We start from the raw sequence: 18678 nt of genomic DNA on the forward strand, positions 1-18678 counted from the left end.
CTCGACCCGGGCCTTCACGAAGGACGGGGTCGAGGCATCCACTGTTCCTGGGATCAGGCCTGCGCGGGCACCCCGCCCGCGTTCGCCATGGAGATGAGGCCGTCGATCATCTCGGGGCTCGCGCCAGCGCCGTCGCCGGCGAGGCTCGCCATCATGCCGATGCGACCGATGGGGAACGAGTCCATCATCTTCGACATGTCGACGCCCTCGGGCATGATCGACGCCGCGCTGTCGGCCATGCCGCCCATCGCCTGCGCGATCATCGACTGCACGATCGGCCCGGCGACCGGGTGGCGCAGCACCTCGCCCATCGACGACGAGCGCGTCAGCGGCAGGGTGAACGCATCGCCCTCGACCGCCACGTCGACGCTGGTCCGCAGGTCGCGGCTGGACGCCCCGACCGACACCGTGTACGAACCGCCCTCGACGACCCAGCGGTCAGCGCGGATGTCCCAGTACGCCAGGTCCTGGCGGCGCACCGTGAGCGTCACCGCCTGCGTCTCGCCCGGCTCCAGCGCGATCGACGCGAACGCCTTGAGTTCGCGCGGCGCGCGCTGCACCTGCGACGAGGCCAGGCCGGTGTAGACCTGCACGACCTCGCGGCCCGCGCGGTCGCCGGTGTTGGTGACCGCCACGGTCACCTCGACATCGCCCGATGCAGACACGGAAGCGGCAGCATCCCCGTACTCGAAGCTCGTGTACGAGAGGCCGTGGCCGAACGGGAACGCGACGTCCATGCGGCGCGCGTCGTACCAGCGGTAGCCGACGAACAGACCCTCGCCGTAGCGGACGTGCGAGAACTCGCCCGGGAAGTCGAGGTACGCCGGGGTGTCCTCCAGGCGCACCGGGATCGTCTCGGTGAGCTTGGCCGACGGGTTGACCTCGCCGAACAGCACGTCGGCGGTCGCGCCGCCGCCGGCCTGTCCGAGCAGCCAGCCCTCGAGGATCGCGGGCACCCGGCCGGCGAACGGCAGGGCGACGACGCCGCCGTTCGACAGCACGACGACGGTGTTCGGGTTCGCCGCGAGCACCGCGTCGAGCAGCTCCAGCTGCGCGGCGGGCAGGTCGATGTCCTCACGGTCGTACCCCTCGGACTCCAGGCGGGCCGGCAGGCCGAGGAACAGCACGACGACCTCGGCCGCCTCGGCGGCGACCACGGCTTCGGCACGCAGACCCTCGGCGTCGTCGTCCGACACCGAGAGGACGTTGCTGAACCCCTGCGCGTACGACACGTCGCCGGTCGCGAGCGCGCGGATCTCGTCGAGCGCGTTGTCCAGGCGCGTCGGGTTGATCATCGACGACCCGGCACCCTGGTAGCGGGGGGATGCCGCGAACTCGCCGATCACGGCGACCCGGGCGTCACGGGCCAGGGGCAGCACGCCGCCCTCGTTCTTCAGCAGCACGATCGATCTGCCGGCGGCCTCGCGCGCGAGCGCGTGGTGCGCGTCGACATCGAGCGGCCCCGCCACGGAGCCCGCGCCCTCGGTCGTCTTGCGCACGAGATCCAGCACGCGGCCCGCGGCGACGTCGACCACCGACTCGTCGAGCGTCCCGTCCTTCACCGCGGCGACGATCTGCGCGTCGGTGACGCCGCCCGACGACGGCATCTCGAGGTCCATGCCTGCGGCCAGCCCCGGGACGCGCTCGTTGACCGCGCCCCAGTCCGAGACCACCAGGCCCTCGTAGCCCCACTCGTCGCGCAGCACGTGCGTGAGCAGCCACGGGTCCTCCGACGCGTACACGCCGTTGATGCGGTTGTACGAGCACATGACCGTCCAGGGCTGGGCGTCCTCGACGACCCGCTGGAAGCCGCGCAGGTAGATCTCGCGCAGCGGCCGCGGGTCGACGTCGGACGACGCGCGCATGCGGTCGTTCTCCTGGTTGTTGGCAGCGAAGTGCTTGAGCGAGGTTCCCACGCCCTTCGACTGGATGCCCTTCACGATCGCCGCGCCGAGCACCCCCGAGACGATCGGGTCTTCCGAGAAGTACTCGAAGTTGCGGCCGCACAGAGGCGAGCGCTTGATGTTGATGCCCGGGCCCAGCAGCACGCCGACGTTCTCGATCGAGGTCTCGGTGCCGAGCGCCTCGCCCACGCGGTGGATGAGGTCCACGTCCCACGACGAGCCGAGCCCCACGGCGGGCGGGAAGCAGGTGGCGGGAACGCTGTCGCCGATGCCGAGGTGGTCGCCACCCTCGCGCTGCTTGCGCAGTCCGTGCGGTCCGTCGGTCACCATGATCGCCGGCACACCCACGCGCTCCACCGGCTTGGTGTACCAGAAGCTCGCGCCGCTGGTCAGCGACGCCTTCTCTTCGAGGGTCAGTTCCGTCACATCGGGGATGCTCATGGAGTTCCTTTCATCGGGGGTCGGTGAGGGGATGGTGGATGCCGCGGCCGCCGGCATCCCCCATCTTCGAGGTCGAGACGGCCGACGTCATCGCGTCGCCTTGATGGGCCAGATCGCAAATGCGCCGAGCAGGCCGAGCACGATGGCCACCGGGAACAGACCCGCGTAGCCGAAGATCAGCACGATCGCACCCGATACCGCGGGGGCGAGCGTCTGCGGCAGGGTCGCGGCGATGTTGACGACGCCGAGGTCCTTCGCGAACGACTTCGCCGACGGCAGCACCTCGCTCATGAGGGCGGTGTCGACGGCCTGGAACATGCCGAAGCCGAAGCCGGCGATGAAGGTCATGATCATCCAGGCGTTGAGGTCCTGCCAGAACCACGGCAGCAGGAACGCCAGGCTCACGACCGCGGCCGACGCGAAGACGAACGGCTTGCGGCGGCCGACCTTGTCGGACAGCGGGCCCGACACGACGGTCGAGATGATGATGCCGACGAGACTCAGCAGTCCCAGGACGGGGATGACGGTCTCGGGCGCATCGATGTGGAAGTAGTTCTGCAGCAGGTACAGCTGGTAGCCGGTCACGGCGAAGTAGCCCGTGTAGAGCAGCAGGCGGCCGGTGAAGGCCCAGAAGAAGTCGGGGTGCTTGACGGGGTTCACCCAGAACGTGCCGAGGAACTCCTTCATGCGGAACGGCTCGGGCTCGATCCTCGTGCTGGGGTAGTCCGGGTTGAGCACGACGAACAGGACGAGCACACCGACCGACACCACGGCGAACGTGACGTAGCCCACGGCGATGCTCTTGAAGAAGATCGAGCCGACGATCTGGCCGCCGATGGCGCCGAGCATGAGGCCGATGCCGGTCAGCGCGGCGAACGTGCCGCGGCGCTTGATCGGCACGCGGTCCGGCATGATCGCCGACAGCGGGCCCTGGGCGAAGTTGTAGCAGATCTGCACGAGGGTCCAGGCGATGATGAAGCCGACGAGGCTGCTCGCGAACGCGAGCCCGATGAGCGCCAGCGCGCCGGCAAGCGCGCCCAGCACGATCCACGGCGCACGACGGCCGAATCGAGAGCGCGTGCGGTCAGAGATCTGACCGGCGATCGGCTGCGCGATCATCGCCGCGAACGCACCGACCGTCGAGATGATCGCGAGGTTCACGACGTTGAGCTGGCCCTCGGTGCCGAACGCCAGCGTGACCTGCTGGGGCAGCAGGATGCCGGGCACCGCGCCCCACACCATGAAGATCGCGATGTTGGCGGGGATGATCGACCACATCAGCCGCCGCAGGCCCTTGATGGGCGCGGGCGGGTCGTCGATTCCTGAGGCGTTCTCGACGAACGTGTTCGTGGTCATCGGGGCGATGGGTTCAGACGGCGCTGTCATGGACGGGTCCTTGGTTCGGGTGGCAGGCGCTCCTCATCGAGCACCTCGAGAGAAAACCATATGTCACTAGGTTTTGAGAAATCAAGCAGTGTTCGGTTTACTTCTCGTATGGCAGAAAGCGGAACGGGGCGACGCGGCTCCTACGCGAAAGGCGTGGCGAAGCGCGAAGAGATCCTCACGCGCGCGCTGGATGTGATCGCCCGCGAGGGATATCGCGGTGCGTCCGTCAAAGAACTGGCGGATGCCGTGGGCCTCAGCCAGGCCGGACTCCTCCACTACTTCGACAGCAAGGAGGAGCTCTTCACCGAGATCCTCCGCAAGCGCGACGAGCTCGACGCGACCGGGCGCGGCCTGAGCGGTGACGTCGAGCACGGGCTCACCGCGGACGCGGAACTCGACCTCGCCGGGGTGCGCGACGGCTATCTCGGCGTCGTCCGGCACAACGCCGATGTGCCGGGGCTCGTGCACCTCTTCGCACGCCTGTCGGTCGACGCCGCCGACCCCGAGCACGCCGCCCACGACTACTTCGTCCAGCGCGGCATCGGCCTGCGCGAGTTCTTCGCCGCGACGATCGCGGCGGGTCAGGAGTCGGGCGAGATCGACGACCGCATCGATCCCGCCGTGCTCGCGCGGCTGTTCCAGGCCGTCGCCGACGGCATGCAGGTCCAGTGGATGCTGGAACCCGAGGTCGACATGGCGGCGACCGTCGACGCGCTCTTCGAGCTGATCACGCGACGTCGCTGACCGCCAACCGGGTCGTTGAGCGGAGGGCGCTCCGGCGCCCGGAGAAGAAACGCCCTCACGGTCGGCGCTCGTCAGATCGCCAGGGGGTCCGCCAGGAGCCGCGTCCGCGCGTCGCTCTGCGCGCCGTGCAGAGCAGCGTCTGCGCCGAGGATGCTCCCGACCACCGGGGGGACCGGCACCGCGGCCGACCGGGCGATGCCTGGCTGGATGCCTCGGAACACCGCGTCGACGTCCGCGGCCAGCGCCGCGAAGAAGCCGCCGAGCACGATGACGTCCGGCCCGAGGGTCAGGGCGACGATCTGCGCCGTGCGGGCGATCTCGCGCGCCGCGCCGCGCCACACCGACGCCGCGGGCTCCTCGCCGGCGCGAACCTGAGCGACGAACGTCTCCAGCGCGACCGTGAGCCCTTCACGGTCGGCGAGCGGGCCGAGCCCGGCCCGCGACAGCAGCACGTCCGGACCGGCCACGGTCACGAGGCAGCCGTGCTGCCCGCACGCACAGAGCTCGCCGTCGGGCACCACAGGCAGATGCCCCAGGGCGGCACCGATCACGCGGACACCCGCGTCCTGATCCGTGAGGACGATCGCACCGCCGATGCCCGAGTCGGACTTCAGGTACAGCAGGGTGTCACCCCCGACCGCGACGTGCTCGGCGAGCGCCGCCACCGAGGAGTCCGGCACCAGCCGGGAGCTGCCGCCCGTCGCCTCGAACGTGGCGAGTGCGGCCGAGCGATCGCGCAGCAGCCCCAAGAGGTCGACCTCTCCCCATCCCAGATCCGTGTCGGCGAGCACACGGGCGGGCGAGCCGTCGACAGGTGCCCAGACGACGACGCAGACGTCGGCGATCCGCCGGCCGGCGGCATCCAGCTCCCCCGCGACGTCGTCGATCGCACGCGCCAGCACGTCGGCGATCGCGCCCGGGTCGCCCATCGGGCGCCCGTGACGCAGCGAGACGCGAGCGAGCTCGTCTCCCGACAGCGTCGCCGCGACCGCGGTCGCGTGGTCGGCGTCGACCATCGCGGTCACGAGGCAGGGCGCCGACGCCGCGAGGGCGAGGGTGGTGCGAGGGCGACCCATGCCGGCCGGCGCGACGACGTCGCTCTCTTCTACGAGGCCTGCCTCGATGAGCTCGGCCACGAGCGAGGTCACCGAGCCGCGCGACAGGCCGGTCGCGGCGGCGATGTCAGCGCGCGCCTCGCCGGCGCCTTCGAGCACACGCCCGAGCACGAGGCCGAGGTTGTGTCGGCGGACGTCGGGGGTGGCGAGGGGCATGACCGCCATCGTAGGCCGGGGCGGAGGCGACGACGCACCCCCGCCCCGCCCGTTCACTGCTGCGTGGCGTAGTGGGTGTCGTTCACCGTCTCGACGGTCCAGGCGCCCGCCTTGTAGGTGAGCAGGTTGACGGCGCCGTTCGCGATCCCGGTCTCGGGCAGGCGGTCCTCCGCGCCGAGGTCGACGAGCAGGCACGAGATCGACAGCCCGCTCGAGACGACGAGCACCTTGTCGTCGCGGTGCTTGGCGGCGTCCGCGGCGATGGCGTCGAGCGAGTCCTGCATGCGGTCGGACACTTGATCGCAGTCCTCGGCAGGGAGCGCGGGCACGGGGTTGGTCGCCACGATGGCGTCGGTCATGCTCTCCAGTGTGAAGTCGAGCCCGTGCTCGCCGAAGTAGCCGAAGAGAGCGCCCTGCATCGTGCTCTGCTTCGCGCCCTCCCAACCGCCGAAGTTCAGCTCGCGCAGGCCCTCGTCGCGGACCGGCGCGAGCTTCGAACCGGCGGCCTGCAGCATGAGCGTCGCGGTCTCGTAGTGGCGCACCATGTCGGCCGAGTAGGCGGCATCCAGCTTACCGACCTCGGCCGCGAGGTTCTTGCCGACCCGCGTCGCGACGGCGACGCCCTCTTCGGTGAGCGGCGCGTCGGACCACCCCTGCACGAGCTTGAGCTTGTTGAGGATCGTCTCGCCGTGACGGGTCAGGTACACCTGCACGACAGCGTCGCGGTTCGAAGCCAGCGGATTCGCGGCGGCGGGCGCGGTCGCCGTGGGGGCGGCGCTCCAGCCGCCAAGCACCGTGGCACCGAGGACGGCGACGGTCGCGAGAGCGATGCGGGAAGTCAGTCGGTTCATGTCATCTCCTTCGATGGGACGGACTGAACGCTAGCGACATTCGGGATTCGCGGGACGCGGTCGTTGCGGGATCGTTACACATAGTTCAGGTCTTGAACTTTGTGCGTGCGTCCGGCACACTGATCCCGAATGCCGTTCGCATTTGGCACCCGACACACCTGAGACGTCTCGACGAAGAGGAGTCAGCATGACCGCACAGCCCGCGCCCGATCCCGCCCTCGACATCGCCCCCACCGGGCTCATCCGCAGCACACCGCCCGCGCCCGGCGAGCCGCCGGCGAGCCCGCCCGCCCGAAGGGCCCTGCTGCCCAGCATGCTGGTCGCCGCGCTCACCCTGTTCGCCACCTACGGCGGCCTGATCGCGATCCTGCTGCCGACGCAGGTCCAGATCCTGTTCGGCCAGGAGCACAGCGAGGCGAACCTTGCGATCGTCACGACGGTCTCGTTCGTCTTCACGCTCTTCGCCCAGCCGATCGCCGGCGCGCTCAGCGACCGCACCCGCTCGCGCTTCGGCCGCCGCGCACCGTGGATGGTCATCGGCGCGCTCGTGGGCGGCATCCTGCTCTTCGGCATGGGATCGCTCACCGACCTCTTCTGGATCACGGTGTTCTGGGTCGTGATCCAGGTCGCGCTCAACTTCCTGCAGGCGCCGCTCACCACGATCACCGCGGACCGGTTCCCGCGCTCGAAGCGCGGCGGCGCGAGCGCCATGATCGGCCTCGGGACGCAGCTGGGCATGACGATCGGCATCATGATCGCGAGCGCGCTGGCCGCCCAGTTCGGGGTCGCGTACGCGGTGTTCGGCGGCGCGGTCATCGTCGTCACGCTGCTGTTCGCGCTGATCAACCGTGACTGGTCGTCGAAGGACGCCGCCGTCGAGCCGTTCCGCTGGGGCGCGTTCTTCCGGGGCTTCTGGATCAACCCGCGCAAGCACCCGGACTTCTTCTGGGCGTTCACGGCACGGTTCCTGCTGATCCTCGGCTACTTCGTCGTCTCGACCTACCAGCTGTACCTGCTGCAGAAGTACATCGGACTGTCGCTGGGCGAGGCACAGGGCGCCGTGCTGACGCTCACGCTCGTCGCCTTCGTGCCGACCCTCATCGCCATCGGACTCTCGGGCTGGTGGAGCGACAAGGTCGGACGCCGCAAGGTCTTCATCTACGCGGCATCGGTGATCATGGTCATCGGCCTCGCGATGCCGCTCGTCATGCCCGACATGACAGGCATGATCCTCATGAGCGTCATCAACGGGGTCGGGTTCGGCCTCTACATGTCGGTCGACGCGGCGCTCATGACCGAGGTGCTGCCGAACCCCGAGGGTTCCGCGGCCAAGGACCTCGGCATCCTCAACGTCGCCACCAACATCCCGCAGGCCCTGAGCCCCTCGATCGCCCTGCTGATCATCTCGGCCCTGGGCGGCTACGCCATGCTGTTCGTGTTCGCGATCGTGTTCGTGATCCTCGCAGCGATCGCCACGGCGCCCATCAAGGGCGTCCGCTAGAGTCCGCACGAAGGGACCCTCCCCATGACAGACACCACGACGACCCTCCGCTACGCCGAGGCCGACACCGTCACCGGGCGCGTGCGCGGCTTCTGGCGGGGCGAGCCCGGCGACGGCGGCAGCGCCGCGTTCCTCGGCATCCCGTTCGCCCAGCCGCCCGTCGGCGAGCTGCGCTTCGCCGCCCCCGTGCCCGCCGAGCCGTGGCAGGGCGTGCGCGACGCGCTGGATTACGGCGCGACGGCGCAGCGCGGCGACCCCGGCGTGACGCTCATCCCCGAGCCCTCGGTGCCGGGTGAGGCGACGCTGAACGTCAACGTGTTCACGCCGGTGCCGGGTGAGACCGACGCCGCGCTGCCGGTGCTGGTGTGGATCCACGGCGGCGGGTACTTCGCGGGCTCCCCCGCGTCGCCCTGGTACGACGGCCGCGCGTTCAACCGGGACGGCGTGGTCACCGTGACGATCTCGTACCGCCTCGGCTTCGACGGGTTCGGCTGGATCGAGGACGCCCCCTCCAACCGCGGCATCCGCGACTGGCTGCTCGCCCTCGAGTGGGTGCAGGCGAACATCGCACAGTTCGGCGGCGACCCGTCGCGCGTCACGATCGCGGGGCAGTCCGCCGGCGGCGGGGCGGTGCTGACGCTGCTCGGGATGCCGGCGGCCCAGCATCTGTTCCACTCGGTGTGGGCGCTGTCCGCGGCCACGGCCGACGTCGCCCCTGCGACGTGCGAGCGCATCGGCCGCGACGTCGCCGCACGCCTCGATGTCGCCCCGACGCGGGCGGGACTGTCGACCGTCGGCGAGGAGAGGATCATCGCGGCGCAGAAGGCCGCGACCGAGGTGTCGGGGTCGGACGGCGTCACGCGGCTCCTCGAGGACGGGCTGACGCTCGGCCCGGCGATCGACGGCGACCTGATCACGCGTCCGACGCTCGAGTCGATCGCCGCCGGCGTCGGCGCCGACAAGCCGCTCGTGCTCGGAGCCACCGAGGACGAGTTCTCGATGGTCGTCTCAGGAGCCGCGAACAAGCTGCGCTGGATCCCGCTGTCGCTGCTGCTCGGCAAGTCGGGCCTCAAGGGCGCGCAGCGCAGGGCCTACCTCGCGGCGAACCAGGACGTCGTGGCCCGCGGCCATGCCGCTGTACTCGGCCGGTACATCACCGACCGCATGTTCCGCACCTTCGTCGTCAAGGCGGCTACCGCCCGCGGCGCCGCGCCGACCTGGGTGTACCGGTACGCCTTCCGCTCCACGCAGCCCGGCATGGTGCACGACGCGGCGGTGCACTGCATCGACGTGCCGTTCTGGTTCGACTGCCTCGACTCTCCGATCGGCATCGACGCGCTCACCGGCCCGAACCCGCCGCAGTCGCTGGCCGACCAGACCCACGGCGCCGCCGTGGCGCTGATCGCCGACGGCGAGCCCGGGTGGCCTGCGTGGTCTGGGGCGCCCGGCACGACCCGCGTCTTCGGCGGTGCCACCCCGGGCGTGGACCCCGACGGCTACGCCGCGGTGGCGTCCCTGCTCTGACCCGCGAACCTGTGAGGGGTGGATGCCGGGCGCCCGGCATCCACCCTTCCCCTCTTCGTTCCGCGGTCAGAACCTGCGGGTCGACCGACCTCGCCCGCGCGACTCCTGACTGCGGAGCAGATTCCCTGTGGCCCCCGCAGTCACATACCGCGGGTCACCTCTTGCTCGATGCGCAAAAGGTGACTGCGGAGCAGATCAAGGCTCCGCAGTCGCAAACCGCGGGTCGACCGCAGGCTCGACGCGCAGAAAGCGACTGCGGAGCAGGAGTCGAGATCAGGCCTCAGGCCAGCGCGGGGATGACCTCGCGCTCGAACAGCTCCACGCCCGACGTGTCGTACGCGGCCTCGGGGAAGTAGTGGATGCTGTAGCCCAGGCCGTGCTCGGCGCGCTCGGCGAGGCGCTCCGCGACCTGCTCGGGGGTGCCGAAGCCGGGCGAGGCGAGATAGTCCTGCTCGATGTGGGCGGCGCGCTCGTCGCCGACGTGTGGGCGCAGCCGCTCGACGACGGTGGCGAGCCGGTCGCGGGCCTCGGCCTCGGTGGCGCCGACGATGGTGTTGAAGTTCGACGAGCGTGTGATCGACGCGAAGTCGCGGCCGAGGGCGTCGCAGTGTCCGCGCAGCACGTCGCTCTTGTGGTCGAACTCCTCCAGCGAGCCCGCGAAGTTCGTGTACGACGCATACTGCGCCGCGATCTTGAGGGTGACCTTCTCGCCGCCGCCGGCGATCCAGAACGGGATGCCGCCGTCCTGCAGCGGGAGCGGCTGCACGATCGCGCCGTCGACCTGGAAGTGGCGGCCGTCGAGCGTCGCGCGGCCGGTCGTCCACGCCTGGTTCATGATGTCGACGCCTTCGCGCAGCATCCGCAGCCGGTCGGCGACGGGCGGGAAGCCGTAGCCGTACGCCTTCCACTCGTGCTCGTACCAGCCGCCGCCGATGCCCATCTCGGTGCGGCCGCCCGACACGATGTCGACGGTCGCGGCCACCTTGGCGAGGTAGGCGGGGTTGCGGTACCCCATGCACGTGCACATCTGGCCCAGGCGGATGTTCGATGTCGAGGCCGCGAAGGCCGCCATGAGCGTCCACGCCTCGTGGGTGGCCTCGTCGGAGTGCACCGGCGTCGTGTGGAAGTGGTCGTAGACCCACAGCGACTCCCACGGCCCGGCGTCGGCGCGCTGCGCGAGGGAGTTCATCACCGCCCAGTGCTGAGCGGGGTCGATGCCGACGAGATCGAATCGCCAGCCTTGGGGGATGAAGGTTCCGAAACGCATGAGCCTCAGCCTAGGGCGACGGGGGATGCCGGTGCCCACGCCCTGCGCAGGCTCGACGGCCACACGCCGGACGGGTATATTCCGCGGCGCGCGGGGGTCAGGAGCCGACGACGGTGGCGTGCGGCATCCGCTCCCGCATCACCGCGATCGCCGCCGGGTTGTGGTCCACCAGCACGGCGTCACGGCCGAGCGCCGATGCCACGGCACCCGTCGTGCCGCTGCCGGCGAAGAAGTCCAGCACCCTGTCGCCGGGCCGCGACGACGCCTGCACGATGCGGCGCAGGATGCCCTCGGGCTTCTGCGTCGGGTAGCCCGTCTTCTCGCGCCCGGTCGTGGGCACGATCGTGTGCCACCAGACGTCGGTGGGGAGCTTGCCGCGTTCAGCCTTCTCGGGCGTCACGAGCCCCGGGGCCATGTACGGCTCGCGGTCGACGGCATCCGAGTCGAACCAGTACGCCTTCGGATCCTTGACGTACACGAGGATCGTGTCGTGCTTGGTGGGCCAGCGCTTGCGCGTCTTGGCGCCGTAGTCGTACGCCCAGATGAGCTCGTTGAGAAAGCGGTCGCGGCCGACGAGCGCGTCCATCAGCACCTTGGCGTAATGCGCCTCGCGGTAGTCGAGGTGCAGGTACAGCGTGCCGTCGTCGGCGAGCAGCCGCCAGGCCTCTTCGAGCCGGGGCTCGAGAAAGCCCCAGTAGTCGTCGAAGCTGTCGTCGTACGCGCGCAGATCGCCCCGGATCCGCTCGTACTCCCGCCCGTGGAAGCCGCGCCGCACGACTCCCGCCCGCGCGGGCGCCTCCCCTTCCTGCGCGACCACGGCCCCCGCGCCGGCCCCCTCTCGGCGAGACCGGTGTGCAAGGACGAGACCGTGGGGTCCACCCTCGGTCTCGTCCCCCGGCATCGGTCTCACCGAGGACGGCGCGGCGAAGGACGGCGCGGACGGCGGGGCGGGGGACGGCGCGGCGAAGGACGGCGCGGACGGCGGGGCGGGGGATGGATGCCGCGACCGCGCGGTCTCGACGGCCCGTTCCTGCGGCCGGCCGGTGTTGAAGGGCGGGTCGAGGTAGATCAGGGTGAACGACCCGTCCGGCAGGGCCCGGATCACATCGAGGTTGTCGCCGTGGTGGATCCGGACCGAGCCGACGACCGGATCGATGGATGCCGCAGCCTCTGCCCCGTGGACATCTGCGGCCGCGCGGGCCTGGCCGCCGGCATCCCCCGATCCGGTCACGGAACCCGGCGCAGCCACGCGTCGGTCGAGAACTTCGACTCCACGAGCGCCTCGGCCTCGGCGTACTCGTCGGGAGTGATGTGGCCCGGCACCGCTCCGTACAGGTTCGTGAAGGTCTCTTCGAGCTTGGCGATGATCGCCTCGCGCGGCAGGCCGGTCTGCCGCCGCAGCGGGTCGACGCGCTTCGCGGCCGAGGTCGTGCCCTTGTCGCTGAGCTTCTCGCGCCCGATGCGCAGCACCTCGGTCATGACCTCGCCGTCCATGTCGTAGCTGAGGGTCGCGTGGTGCAGCACTCCGCCGTTGGCGAGCCGCTTCTGCGCGGCGCCGCCGATCTTGCCCTGCGGCGAGGCGATGTCATTGAGCGGCTGGTACGTCGCCTCGATGCCGAGCGCGCGCAGCGCCTGCAGCACCCAGTCGTCGAGGAACGCGTAGGAGTCCGCGAAAGTGAGGCCCTGGACGAGGGATGCCGGCACGTACAGCGAATACGTGACGATCGAGTTGGCGCCCATCATCATGGCGCCGCCGCCCGAGATGCGCCGCACGACGTCGTACCCGTGCTTGGCGGCGCCGTCGGGGTCGACCTCGTTGCGCAGGGACTGGAACGACCCGATCACGACCGCGTTCTCGTCCCACTCCCAGATGCGCATCGTCGGACGTCGGCGGCCGTCGCCCACGCGGCCGGTGAGCACCTCGTCGAGAGCGAGGTTCATGCGGGGCGACACCGGGCCGTCGTGGACGATCTCCCAGTCGAAGTCGCGCCATCCGGGCGCCGTGACGAGCGCCCGCCGGACGGCGGTGCCGACGGCCTCGGGCGTGAAGCCCAGCAGCTGCGCCCCCTCGGGGAGCGCGCCGCGCACGGCCGCCGCGATGGTCGCGACGTCGGCCTCGATCGGCAGGCCGTTCACGGCGGCGTCGATCTCGAGCAGCGCGTCGTCGGGTTCGAGGAAGAAGTCGCCCGCGAGGCGGAAGTCCGCGATGCGCCCGTCGCGCTCTTCGAGGTCGACCACCACGAGCTTGCCGCCGGGCACCTTGTATTCGCCGTGCATGGGATTCAGCCTATTGCGCGGGCACCTGCCCCGACGCAGACGTCACAGCGGAGGCAGATCCGATGAGCGGCTCACCGCGTTTCGTCTCGCTCCGCTCGCTCAACGACCAGGAGGCTTCCTGGTCGTTGAGCGGAGCGAGGAACGAGCGAAGACGAAACGTCGCAAGACGCCCTCGAGAGCCCGCCCCGGGACTACGACGTGCAGGCGCGCCCGTCGAGCAGGAACTGCCACGGCGTGCTGAGCGCACCCTTCGCGTGCACCACGGTGTCGGGAGCGTTGCCGGTGCGCTTGGGCGTCCCGCTGACCGTAGCGATCCCGTCGGCCTGTACGACCGTCGCGCGCGTCGCCTTCGCGATCGTCTGCCCCTCCGGCACGGCGAAGCTCAGCGAGAACCGGTCGCCCGTGTCACCCGCGAGCCGCACGACCGCGGAGGTGCCGTCGGCGTCCGGCGCCCAGTCGACGTGGCAGTCCAGCGGCGCGATCGCCGGGTTCGCCAGCTCGATCAGCTCACGCGCCTGCTGCACGAACCACTGGCCCGCCGCCGGGTCCTCGTATCCGCGCTCAGGATCGTTGGGCCCGCCGGTGCCGCGGTAGCACTTGCCGTCGGATTCGCCGGGCACCTTGATCCACAGGAACGCGTCGATCAGCGCGTCGCCGGTCTCGGTCGTCGGACGCTCGCCGAGCCCGCGTCCTGGCGGGTTGCACCAGTCCTCCGCGTCGGAGTACTTGCCGGCCGGAGCCGTCCAGGTGCCCTGACCGTTGCGGCTCGTGTCGATGACGAAGTGCGCCATCTCGGCGGGGTCGGCCGTGCGGCCGGTGTCGGCATACGCCTGGGCGAAGGCTGCGTCCGACAGCCCCCACGTCGAGAAGTCCGCCGGGTCGGCCGGGTAGTACTGGCTCGCGCACCACTGCGGCTGCCACCAGGTGTGCTGCGACAGGTCGAGGCACTGCGAGATCCACGAACCGTACTTCTGCAGCCGCTCGGTCGGCACGTAATTCGACGCGTTGAGGAAGAACCCGTCCGCGTCCGCAACACCTGCCTTCATCAGCCGGTCGGTGATGTCACCCACCCCGAGCCAGCCCGAGTGCGTGCCGTCGAGGTAGACCGACGTCGCGCCGTTCGCCTTGAGCGCCTGCACGGCGTAATTCAGCTGCGAGAAGCGGTCCGATGCGGCCGTCGCGGCGTCGGCCTCGGCCGGCTTGCACCACTCGCTGTCGCCGTTGATCGTCGTGTACCAGGGGATGATGCCGAGTCCGTCGGGCTCGAGGATCACGCTGGCGGCACGGTCGCCGATGCCGGCGACGACTCCGTCGATCCACGCCTCGTACTCGGCGGTGTTCGTCGCCCCGCCGGCGGAGTACTGCGCACAGTCACGGAACGGCAGGTTGTACGCGACGAGCACGGGCATGCTGCCCTGCGCCGCAGCCGCCGTCACGATGTCGTCCGTGGCGGCCTGCACCTCGGCGGGCGTTCCCGAGGTGAGCCACTCCGCCGACGGGATCGAGCCGAGCAGCTGCGCGTCGTCGCGCGCCTGGCCGCTGAGCGACTGCGCGGCTTCGAGCGTCGTGCTCCACGGGTTGACGTAGAGGTCCGAGCCTGCGAGGCCGGTGTCGTCGGCGGCGAGTGCCGCGGTCGCGGTGAGCGGCAGCGCGAACGCCGCCGCGAGGACCGCCGTCGCGCCGAGCGCGATCGCGCGTCGCCGCGGTGGCGTCGCCGGATGAATGGATGCCGGGGTCATGAGTTCTCCTGCGGTCGTCGTCGACCACCGGGCGTCGTCGCCCGGGGAGCGGACATCATGCGCGCGTGGGAGCGCTCCCACGATGCTCACTAGGCACAGGATGGCGCACCGGACCGGCCGGCGTCAACGGTCAGATTCTGGAGCGCCGCAGCGCGCAGCGATCAGGCGCGCTCGGGGAACCGCTGGTCGAGCCAGGCGAGCAGGTCGGCGCGGACGTCGGCCTGCATGACCTCGTTGAAGATCTCGTGCCGCGCACCCGGGTAGACGAGCGTCGTGACGTCGGTGAAGCGCGAGCGGGTGCGGTACGCCTCGGCGAGACGGTGCACGCTGCGCGGACCGCCGACGGTGTCGTCCCGACCGACCATGAGAAGCGTCGGGATGCCGCGACCCACGCGCTTGCGCGGGCGACCGTACATGCGCAGGCTGTCGACGATGCCGACGAGTGCGATCGGGTCCTTCGAGGTGGTGAGCGGGTCGTCGAGGAACGCCCGCCCGACGCTCAGATCGCTGGAGAGCCACTCCGTGCCCATCGCGCCGGGGCCGTCCCACGGCTTGTTCAGCCCGCTGGTGTGGATCGATCCCGGCATGCGCAGGGCCGAACCGCTCAGCACCAGCCCGTCGTACGCCTCAGGGTGGTCGTTGACGAGCATCTGCGCGAGCACCGAGCCCGCCGAATGCCCCAGCAGGATGAGCGGGACGCCCGGATTCTCGGCCCGGACCATGCCCGTGAACTGCCACATCGCCGCCAGCGCCGCGCGGAGTCCGCCCGGACCGGGGTGCCCCAGTCGGGACGTGTCGCCGTCGTACTGCTTGAGGCCGGTGCGGCCATGGCCGCGATGATCGGCCGCGTACACCGTGTACCCGTCCGCGACCAGCGCGTCGATCAGGGCACCGTAGCGCCCCGCGTGCTCGCCGATCCCGTGGAGCAGCTGCACCACCGCCCTCGGCGCGGTCTTCGCCGGATGGACGTCGTAGAAGATCGTGATGCCGTAGGCGTCGCTGAACTCGGGCATGCCGAGAAGTCTAGGGTGCGGCATCCCGCGAACTATCTTTAGCAAAGCTAATGAGCTAGGCTAAATATCCGAATGAGCAGCCACGTAACTTCCACGACACGCACCGAAACCGACGCCGACACCGATTCCGACCTCTCCGCCGCCGCCTCGCAGCTGCGGATCGCGACCTTCCGTCTCGCGCGCCGCATGCGGACGCAGCGAGCCGTCGACTCCATGAGCGACGGACAGTTCGCCGTGCTCGCAGCCCTCTGGAAGACCGGGCCCCACACGCTCGGCGAGCTCGCCGCCCGCGAGCGTGTCTCCGCCCCCTCGATGAACCGCACGGTGAACTGCCTGCAGGACTCCGGCTGGATCACGCGCGGCGCCGACGAGAACGACGGCCGCAAGGTCGTCATCTCGCTCACCGACCAGGGCCGCTCCGTCGTCGACGAGACCGCACGCCGCCGCGACGCGTGGGTCGAGTCGGCCCTCGCCGAACTCACCGAGGACGAACGCGCGACCATCGCTCAGGCCGCCGACATCATGGCACGGATGGTGACGCTGTGAAGGCCATGTTCCGCTCGCTGTCGCTCTACAACTTCCGCGTCTGGTTCATCGGTGCACTGATCTCGAACATCGGCGGCTGGATGCAGTCGACCGCCCAGGACTGGGTGGTGCTCACCGAACTGACCGACCACGACGCCACCGCGATGGGCGTCACCATGGCGCTGCAGTTCGGGCCGCCGCTCGTGCTCGTGGGCGTCACCGGGTGGGTCGCCGACCGGTTCGATCGCCGCAAGCTGCTCATGCTGACGCAATCCGCGCTCATGCTGCTCGCCGTCGCGGTCGGCATCCTGCTGCTCACCCACGTCATGACGCTGCCGCTGATGTGGCTGTTCGCCCTCGGTTTCGGCATCGCCAACGCGTTCGACGCCCCGGCCCGCCAGGCATTCGTATCCGACGTCGTGGCGAAGGAGAACACCTCGAACGCGGTCGCGCTCAACGCCGCCTCGTTCAACACCGCCCGGCTGATCGGGCCCGCCATCGGCGGCGTGATGATCGTGCTCGTCGGCACCGGGTGGATGTTCCTGGCGAACGCCGCGACCTTCCTCGCGATGCTGGTGGCGCTCTGGGTCATGCGCACGGACGAGCTGGTCCCCCGCGTCAGGGCTCCCGGCGCTGCGCGCCTGGCCGACGGCTTCCGCTACGTGTCGCGCCGGCCCGACCTCATCGTCACCTTCGTGATGGTGTTCCTGCTCGGCGCGTTCGGCATGAACTTCCCGATCTTCGCCTCGACGATGGCGCTGGAGTTCGGGCGCGATGCCGACGGTTACGGCCTGCTGAGCTCGGTGCTCGCGATCGGCTCGCTGGCCGGCGCCCTGCTGTCCGCGCGGCGCGACCGCGCCCGGCTGCGGGTCGTGATCTACGCGGCCGGCGGCTTCGGCGCGGTGTCGCTGGTGTCGTCCTTCATGCCCGAATACGCGTTGTATGCCGCAACGCTCATGTTCGTCGGCTTCTGCACGGTCACGATGCTGACGACCGCCAACGGCTACGTGCAGACCTCGACCGACCCCGCTCTGCGCGGACGGGTGCTCGCCCTCTACATGGCGGTCATCATGGGGTCCACCCCGATCGGCGCGCCCATCGCCGGGTGGGTGGCGACGACGTACGGACCGCGCGCGGCCATCCAGGTGGGCGCGGTCGCGGGCCTGCTCGCCTGCGCGATCGGCATGACGTGGATGCTGGCCTCCGGCCGCCTGCGCCGCCACGAGTCCCGCCGCTTCCTGCTGACCGTCGACGAGACGCGTCCCCTCACGGTCGTCGCCCCCGAGGAGTTCAGCGACGCGGTGGCCGCGACGACGCCGATCCGAACGATCGGCGACGACGCGCCGCGGGCCAAGGCGGGCTGAACCCGCCCCCTCTCCCTCCTTCGCCGCCAGTGGACACCTCCGCTCGGCGTGTCGCGTGCACGGCTGACGAGGGAACGGAGTGGATGCCGGCGGCCTCGGCCGCCGGCATCCACGGCCCCGCCGCGACGGGGCCGAGCGTCAGCGGGGCACGGCAAGGGCGATCGCGAGCACGACCGCGAGGCCGGTCGCGGCCACCGCGAAGATGAACAGCGCGAGGGCGAAGAGCACCCCTGCTCCGGGCATGCGGGCTTCGTGCCCCTCTCGGCCGAGAGCGAGGTTCACCTGACGGTAGCGGCGGCGGGCTCCCTGGTACAGGGCGGCGGTGACCAGGAGTCCGGCGACGCCGCCGAGCGTCCACCACGCACTGCCGAACGCGGCGGGCAGGAGCCGCAGCGCGACGAGCGAGCCGGCGGCCAGCGCCAGCGCGGTGCGTCGCCAGGCGAGTTCGGTGCGTTCAGGCTGCAGTCCCGGGTCGACCGGCTGCGATCCCCGATCGGGCAGGGCGGTCATCGCACCAGGATCGCGAGGATCACGAGGATCCCGGCCACGGTCACCGAGGCGCCGAGGAGCACGCCGAGGATCGAGGCGGGCAGCGGCCTGCTCTCTCGCAGCGCGATCTCGCTGCGCATCCATCCGATCCACGCGAGCGCCGGGGTGACGATGCCGACGGCGACCAGCACCAGCGATGCCGCGAGGCGCAGCCCGGCGTGAAGGTCGAGGCCGAGCACCTCCAGCGCGACACCGCCGGCGATCAGTGCGAGCGCGGTGCGGATCCACGCGAGGAACGTGCGCTCGTTCGCGAGCGAGAAGCGCGCATCGGGCTCCTTGCCGCGGGAGAAGACCGAGCGGGGGAAGCGGCGGTCGCTCATGC

Annotated in this window: 16 protein-coding genes; 5 read left to right on the forward strand and 11 right to left on the reverse strand. The window is 70.6% G+C overall.

Translation table 11 applies throughout. The annotated features are described in order from the left end of the window. Positions 1–53: 53 nt before the first annotated feature. Entirely contained in the window at positions 54–2345 is a 2292-nt protein-coding gene (locus IF188_RS02665; RefSeq protein WP_191170205.1) for a beta-glucosidase, read from the reverse strand. A gap of 87 nt (positions 2346–2432) precedes the next feature. Then, entirely contained in the window at positions 2433–3731 is a 1299-nt protein-coding gene (locus IF188_RS02670) for an MFS transporter (protein ID WP_191170206.1), read from the reverse strand. A gap of 153 nt (positions 3732–3884) precedes the next feature. Between IF188_RS02670 and IF188_RS02675 the strand changes: the two genes are divergently transcribed. Next, positions 3885–4475, forward strand: a complete 591-nt coding sequence (locus IF188_RS02675) for a TetR/AcrR family transcriptional regulator (RefSeq protein WP_318152734.1) — start codon at positions 3885–3887, stop codon at positions 4473–4475. A 71-nt stretch (positions 4476–4546) separates the two neighbouring features. Here the strand turns inward: IF188_RS02675 and IF188_RS02680 are convergent, their stop codons facing one another. Beyond that, positions 4547–5746, reverse strand: a complete 1200-nt coding sequence (locus tag IF188_RS02680; RefSeq protein WP_191170208.1) for an ROK family transcriptional regulator — start codon at positions 5744–5746, stop codon at positions 4547–4549. 53 nt (positions 5747–5799) lie between these two features. Then, on the reverse strand, positions 5800–6597 hold the full coding sequence (locus IF188_RS02685; RefSeq protein ID WP_191170209.1) for a histidine phosphatase family protein: 798 nt from the start codon (positions 6595–6597) through the stop codon (positions 5800–5802). 187 nt (positions 6598–6784) lie between these two features. Between IF188_RS02685 and IF188_RS02690 the strand changes: the two genes are divergently transcribed. Both IF188_RS02690 and IF188_RS02695 read left to right on the forward strand, forming a co-directional pair. Further along, positions 6785–8098, forward strand: a complete 1314-nt coding sequence (locus IF188_RS02690; RefSeq protein WP_191170210.1) for an MFS transporter — start codon at positions 6785–6787, stop codon at positions 8096–8098. A gap of 24 nt (positions 8099–8122) precedes the next feature. Continuing rightward, positions 8123–9622, forward strand: a complete 1500-nt coding sequence (locus IF188_RS02695) for a carboxylesterase/lipase family protein (RefSeq protein ID WP_191170211.1) — start codon at positions 8123–8125, stop codon at positions 9620–9622. A 280-nt stretch (positions 9623–9902) separates the two neighbouring features. Here the strand turns inward: IF188_RS02695 and IF188_RS02700 are convergent, their stop codons facing one another. The 5 genes from IF188_RS02700 to IF188_RS02720 all read right to left on the reverse strand — a co-directional run bounded on the left by IF188_RS02700 (position 9903) and on the right by IF188_RS02720 (position 15918). Further along, complete coding sequence (locus tag IF188_RS02700; protein ID WP_191170212.1) at positions 9903–10889, reverse strand: LLM class F420-dependent oxidoreductase; 987 nt, start codon at positions 10887–10889, stop codon at positions 9903–9905. A 97-nt stretch (positions 10890–10986) separates the two neighbouring features. After that, entirely contained in the window at positions 10987–12045 is a 1059-nt protein-coding gene (locus IF188_RS02705) for a DNA-methyltransferase (RefSeq protein WP_396652734.1), read from the reverse strand. A gap of 71 nt (positions 12046–12116) precedes the next feature. After that, entirely contained in the window at positions 12117–13166 is a 1050-nt protein-coding gene (locus IF188_RS02710; protein WP_191170213.1) for a lipoate--protein ligase family protein, read from the reverse strand. Between the two features lie 191 nt (positions 13167–13357). Continuing rightward, entirely contained in the window at positions 13358–14905 is a 1548-nt protein-coding gene (locus IF188_RS02715) for a glycoside hydrolase family 6 protein (RefSeq protein ID WP_191170214.1), read from the reverse strand. Between the two features lie 161 nt (positions 14906–15066). Beyond that, on the reverse strand, positions 15067–15918 hold the full coding sequence (locus IF188_RS02720) for an alpha/beta hydrolase (protein WP_191170215.1): 852 nt from the start codon (positions 15916–15918) through the stop codon (positions 15067–15069). 72 nt (positions 15919–15990) lie between these two features. On the opposite strand from IF188_RS02720, the gene IF188_RS02725 reads away from it, so the two are divergent. Together IF188_RS02725 and IF188_RS02730 are read left to right on the forward strand one after the other, a co-directional pair. Further along, on the forward strand, positions 15991–16464 hold the full coding sequence (locus IF188_RS02725) for a MarR family winged helix-turn-helix transcriptional regulator (protein WP_191170216.1): 474 nt from the start codon (positions 15991–15993) through the stop codon (positions 16462–16464). Between the two features lie 5 nt (positions 16465–16469). Further along, complete coding sequence (locus IF188_RS02730) at positions 16470–17807, forward strand: MFS transporter (RefSeq protein WP_191170323.1); 1338 nt, start codon at positions 16470–16472, stop codon at positions 17805–17807. Positions 17808–17945: 138 nt separating this feature from the next. Here IF188_RS02730 and IF188_RS02735 read toward each other — a convergent pair whose 3' ends face one another. Both IF188_RS02735 and IF188_RS02740 read right to left on the reverse strand, forming a co-directional pair. Next, positions 17946–18317, reverse strand: coding sequence for a DUF202 domain-containing protein (locus IF188_RS02735; protein WP_191170217.1), 372 nt, complete (start codon positions 18315–18317; stop codon positions 17946–17948). Then, on the reverse strand, positions 18314–18676 hold the full coding sequence (locus IF188_RS02740) for a YidH family protein (protein WP_191170218.1): 363 nt from the start codon (positions 18674–18676) through the stop codon (positions 18314–18316). Before IF188_RS02740 ends, IF188_RS02735 begins: the two co-directional genes overlap by 4 nt. Between the last annotated feature and the right edge of the window lie 2 nt (positions 18677–18678).

Origin of the sequence: Microbacterium helvum (assembly GCF_014779795.1) — a bacterium.
In the GTDB taxonomy this organism is placed as follows: domain Bacteria; phylum Actinomycetota; class Actinomycetes; order Actinomycetales; family Microbacteriaceae; genus Microbacterium; species Microbacterium helvum.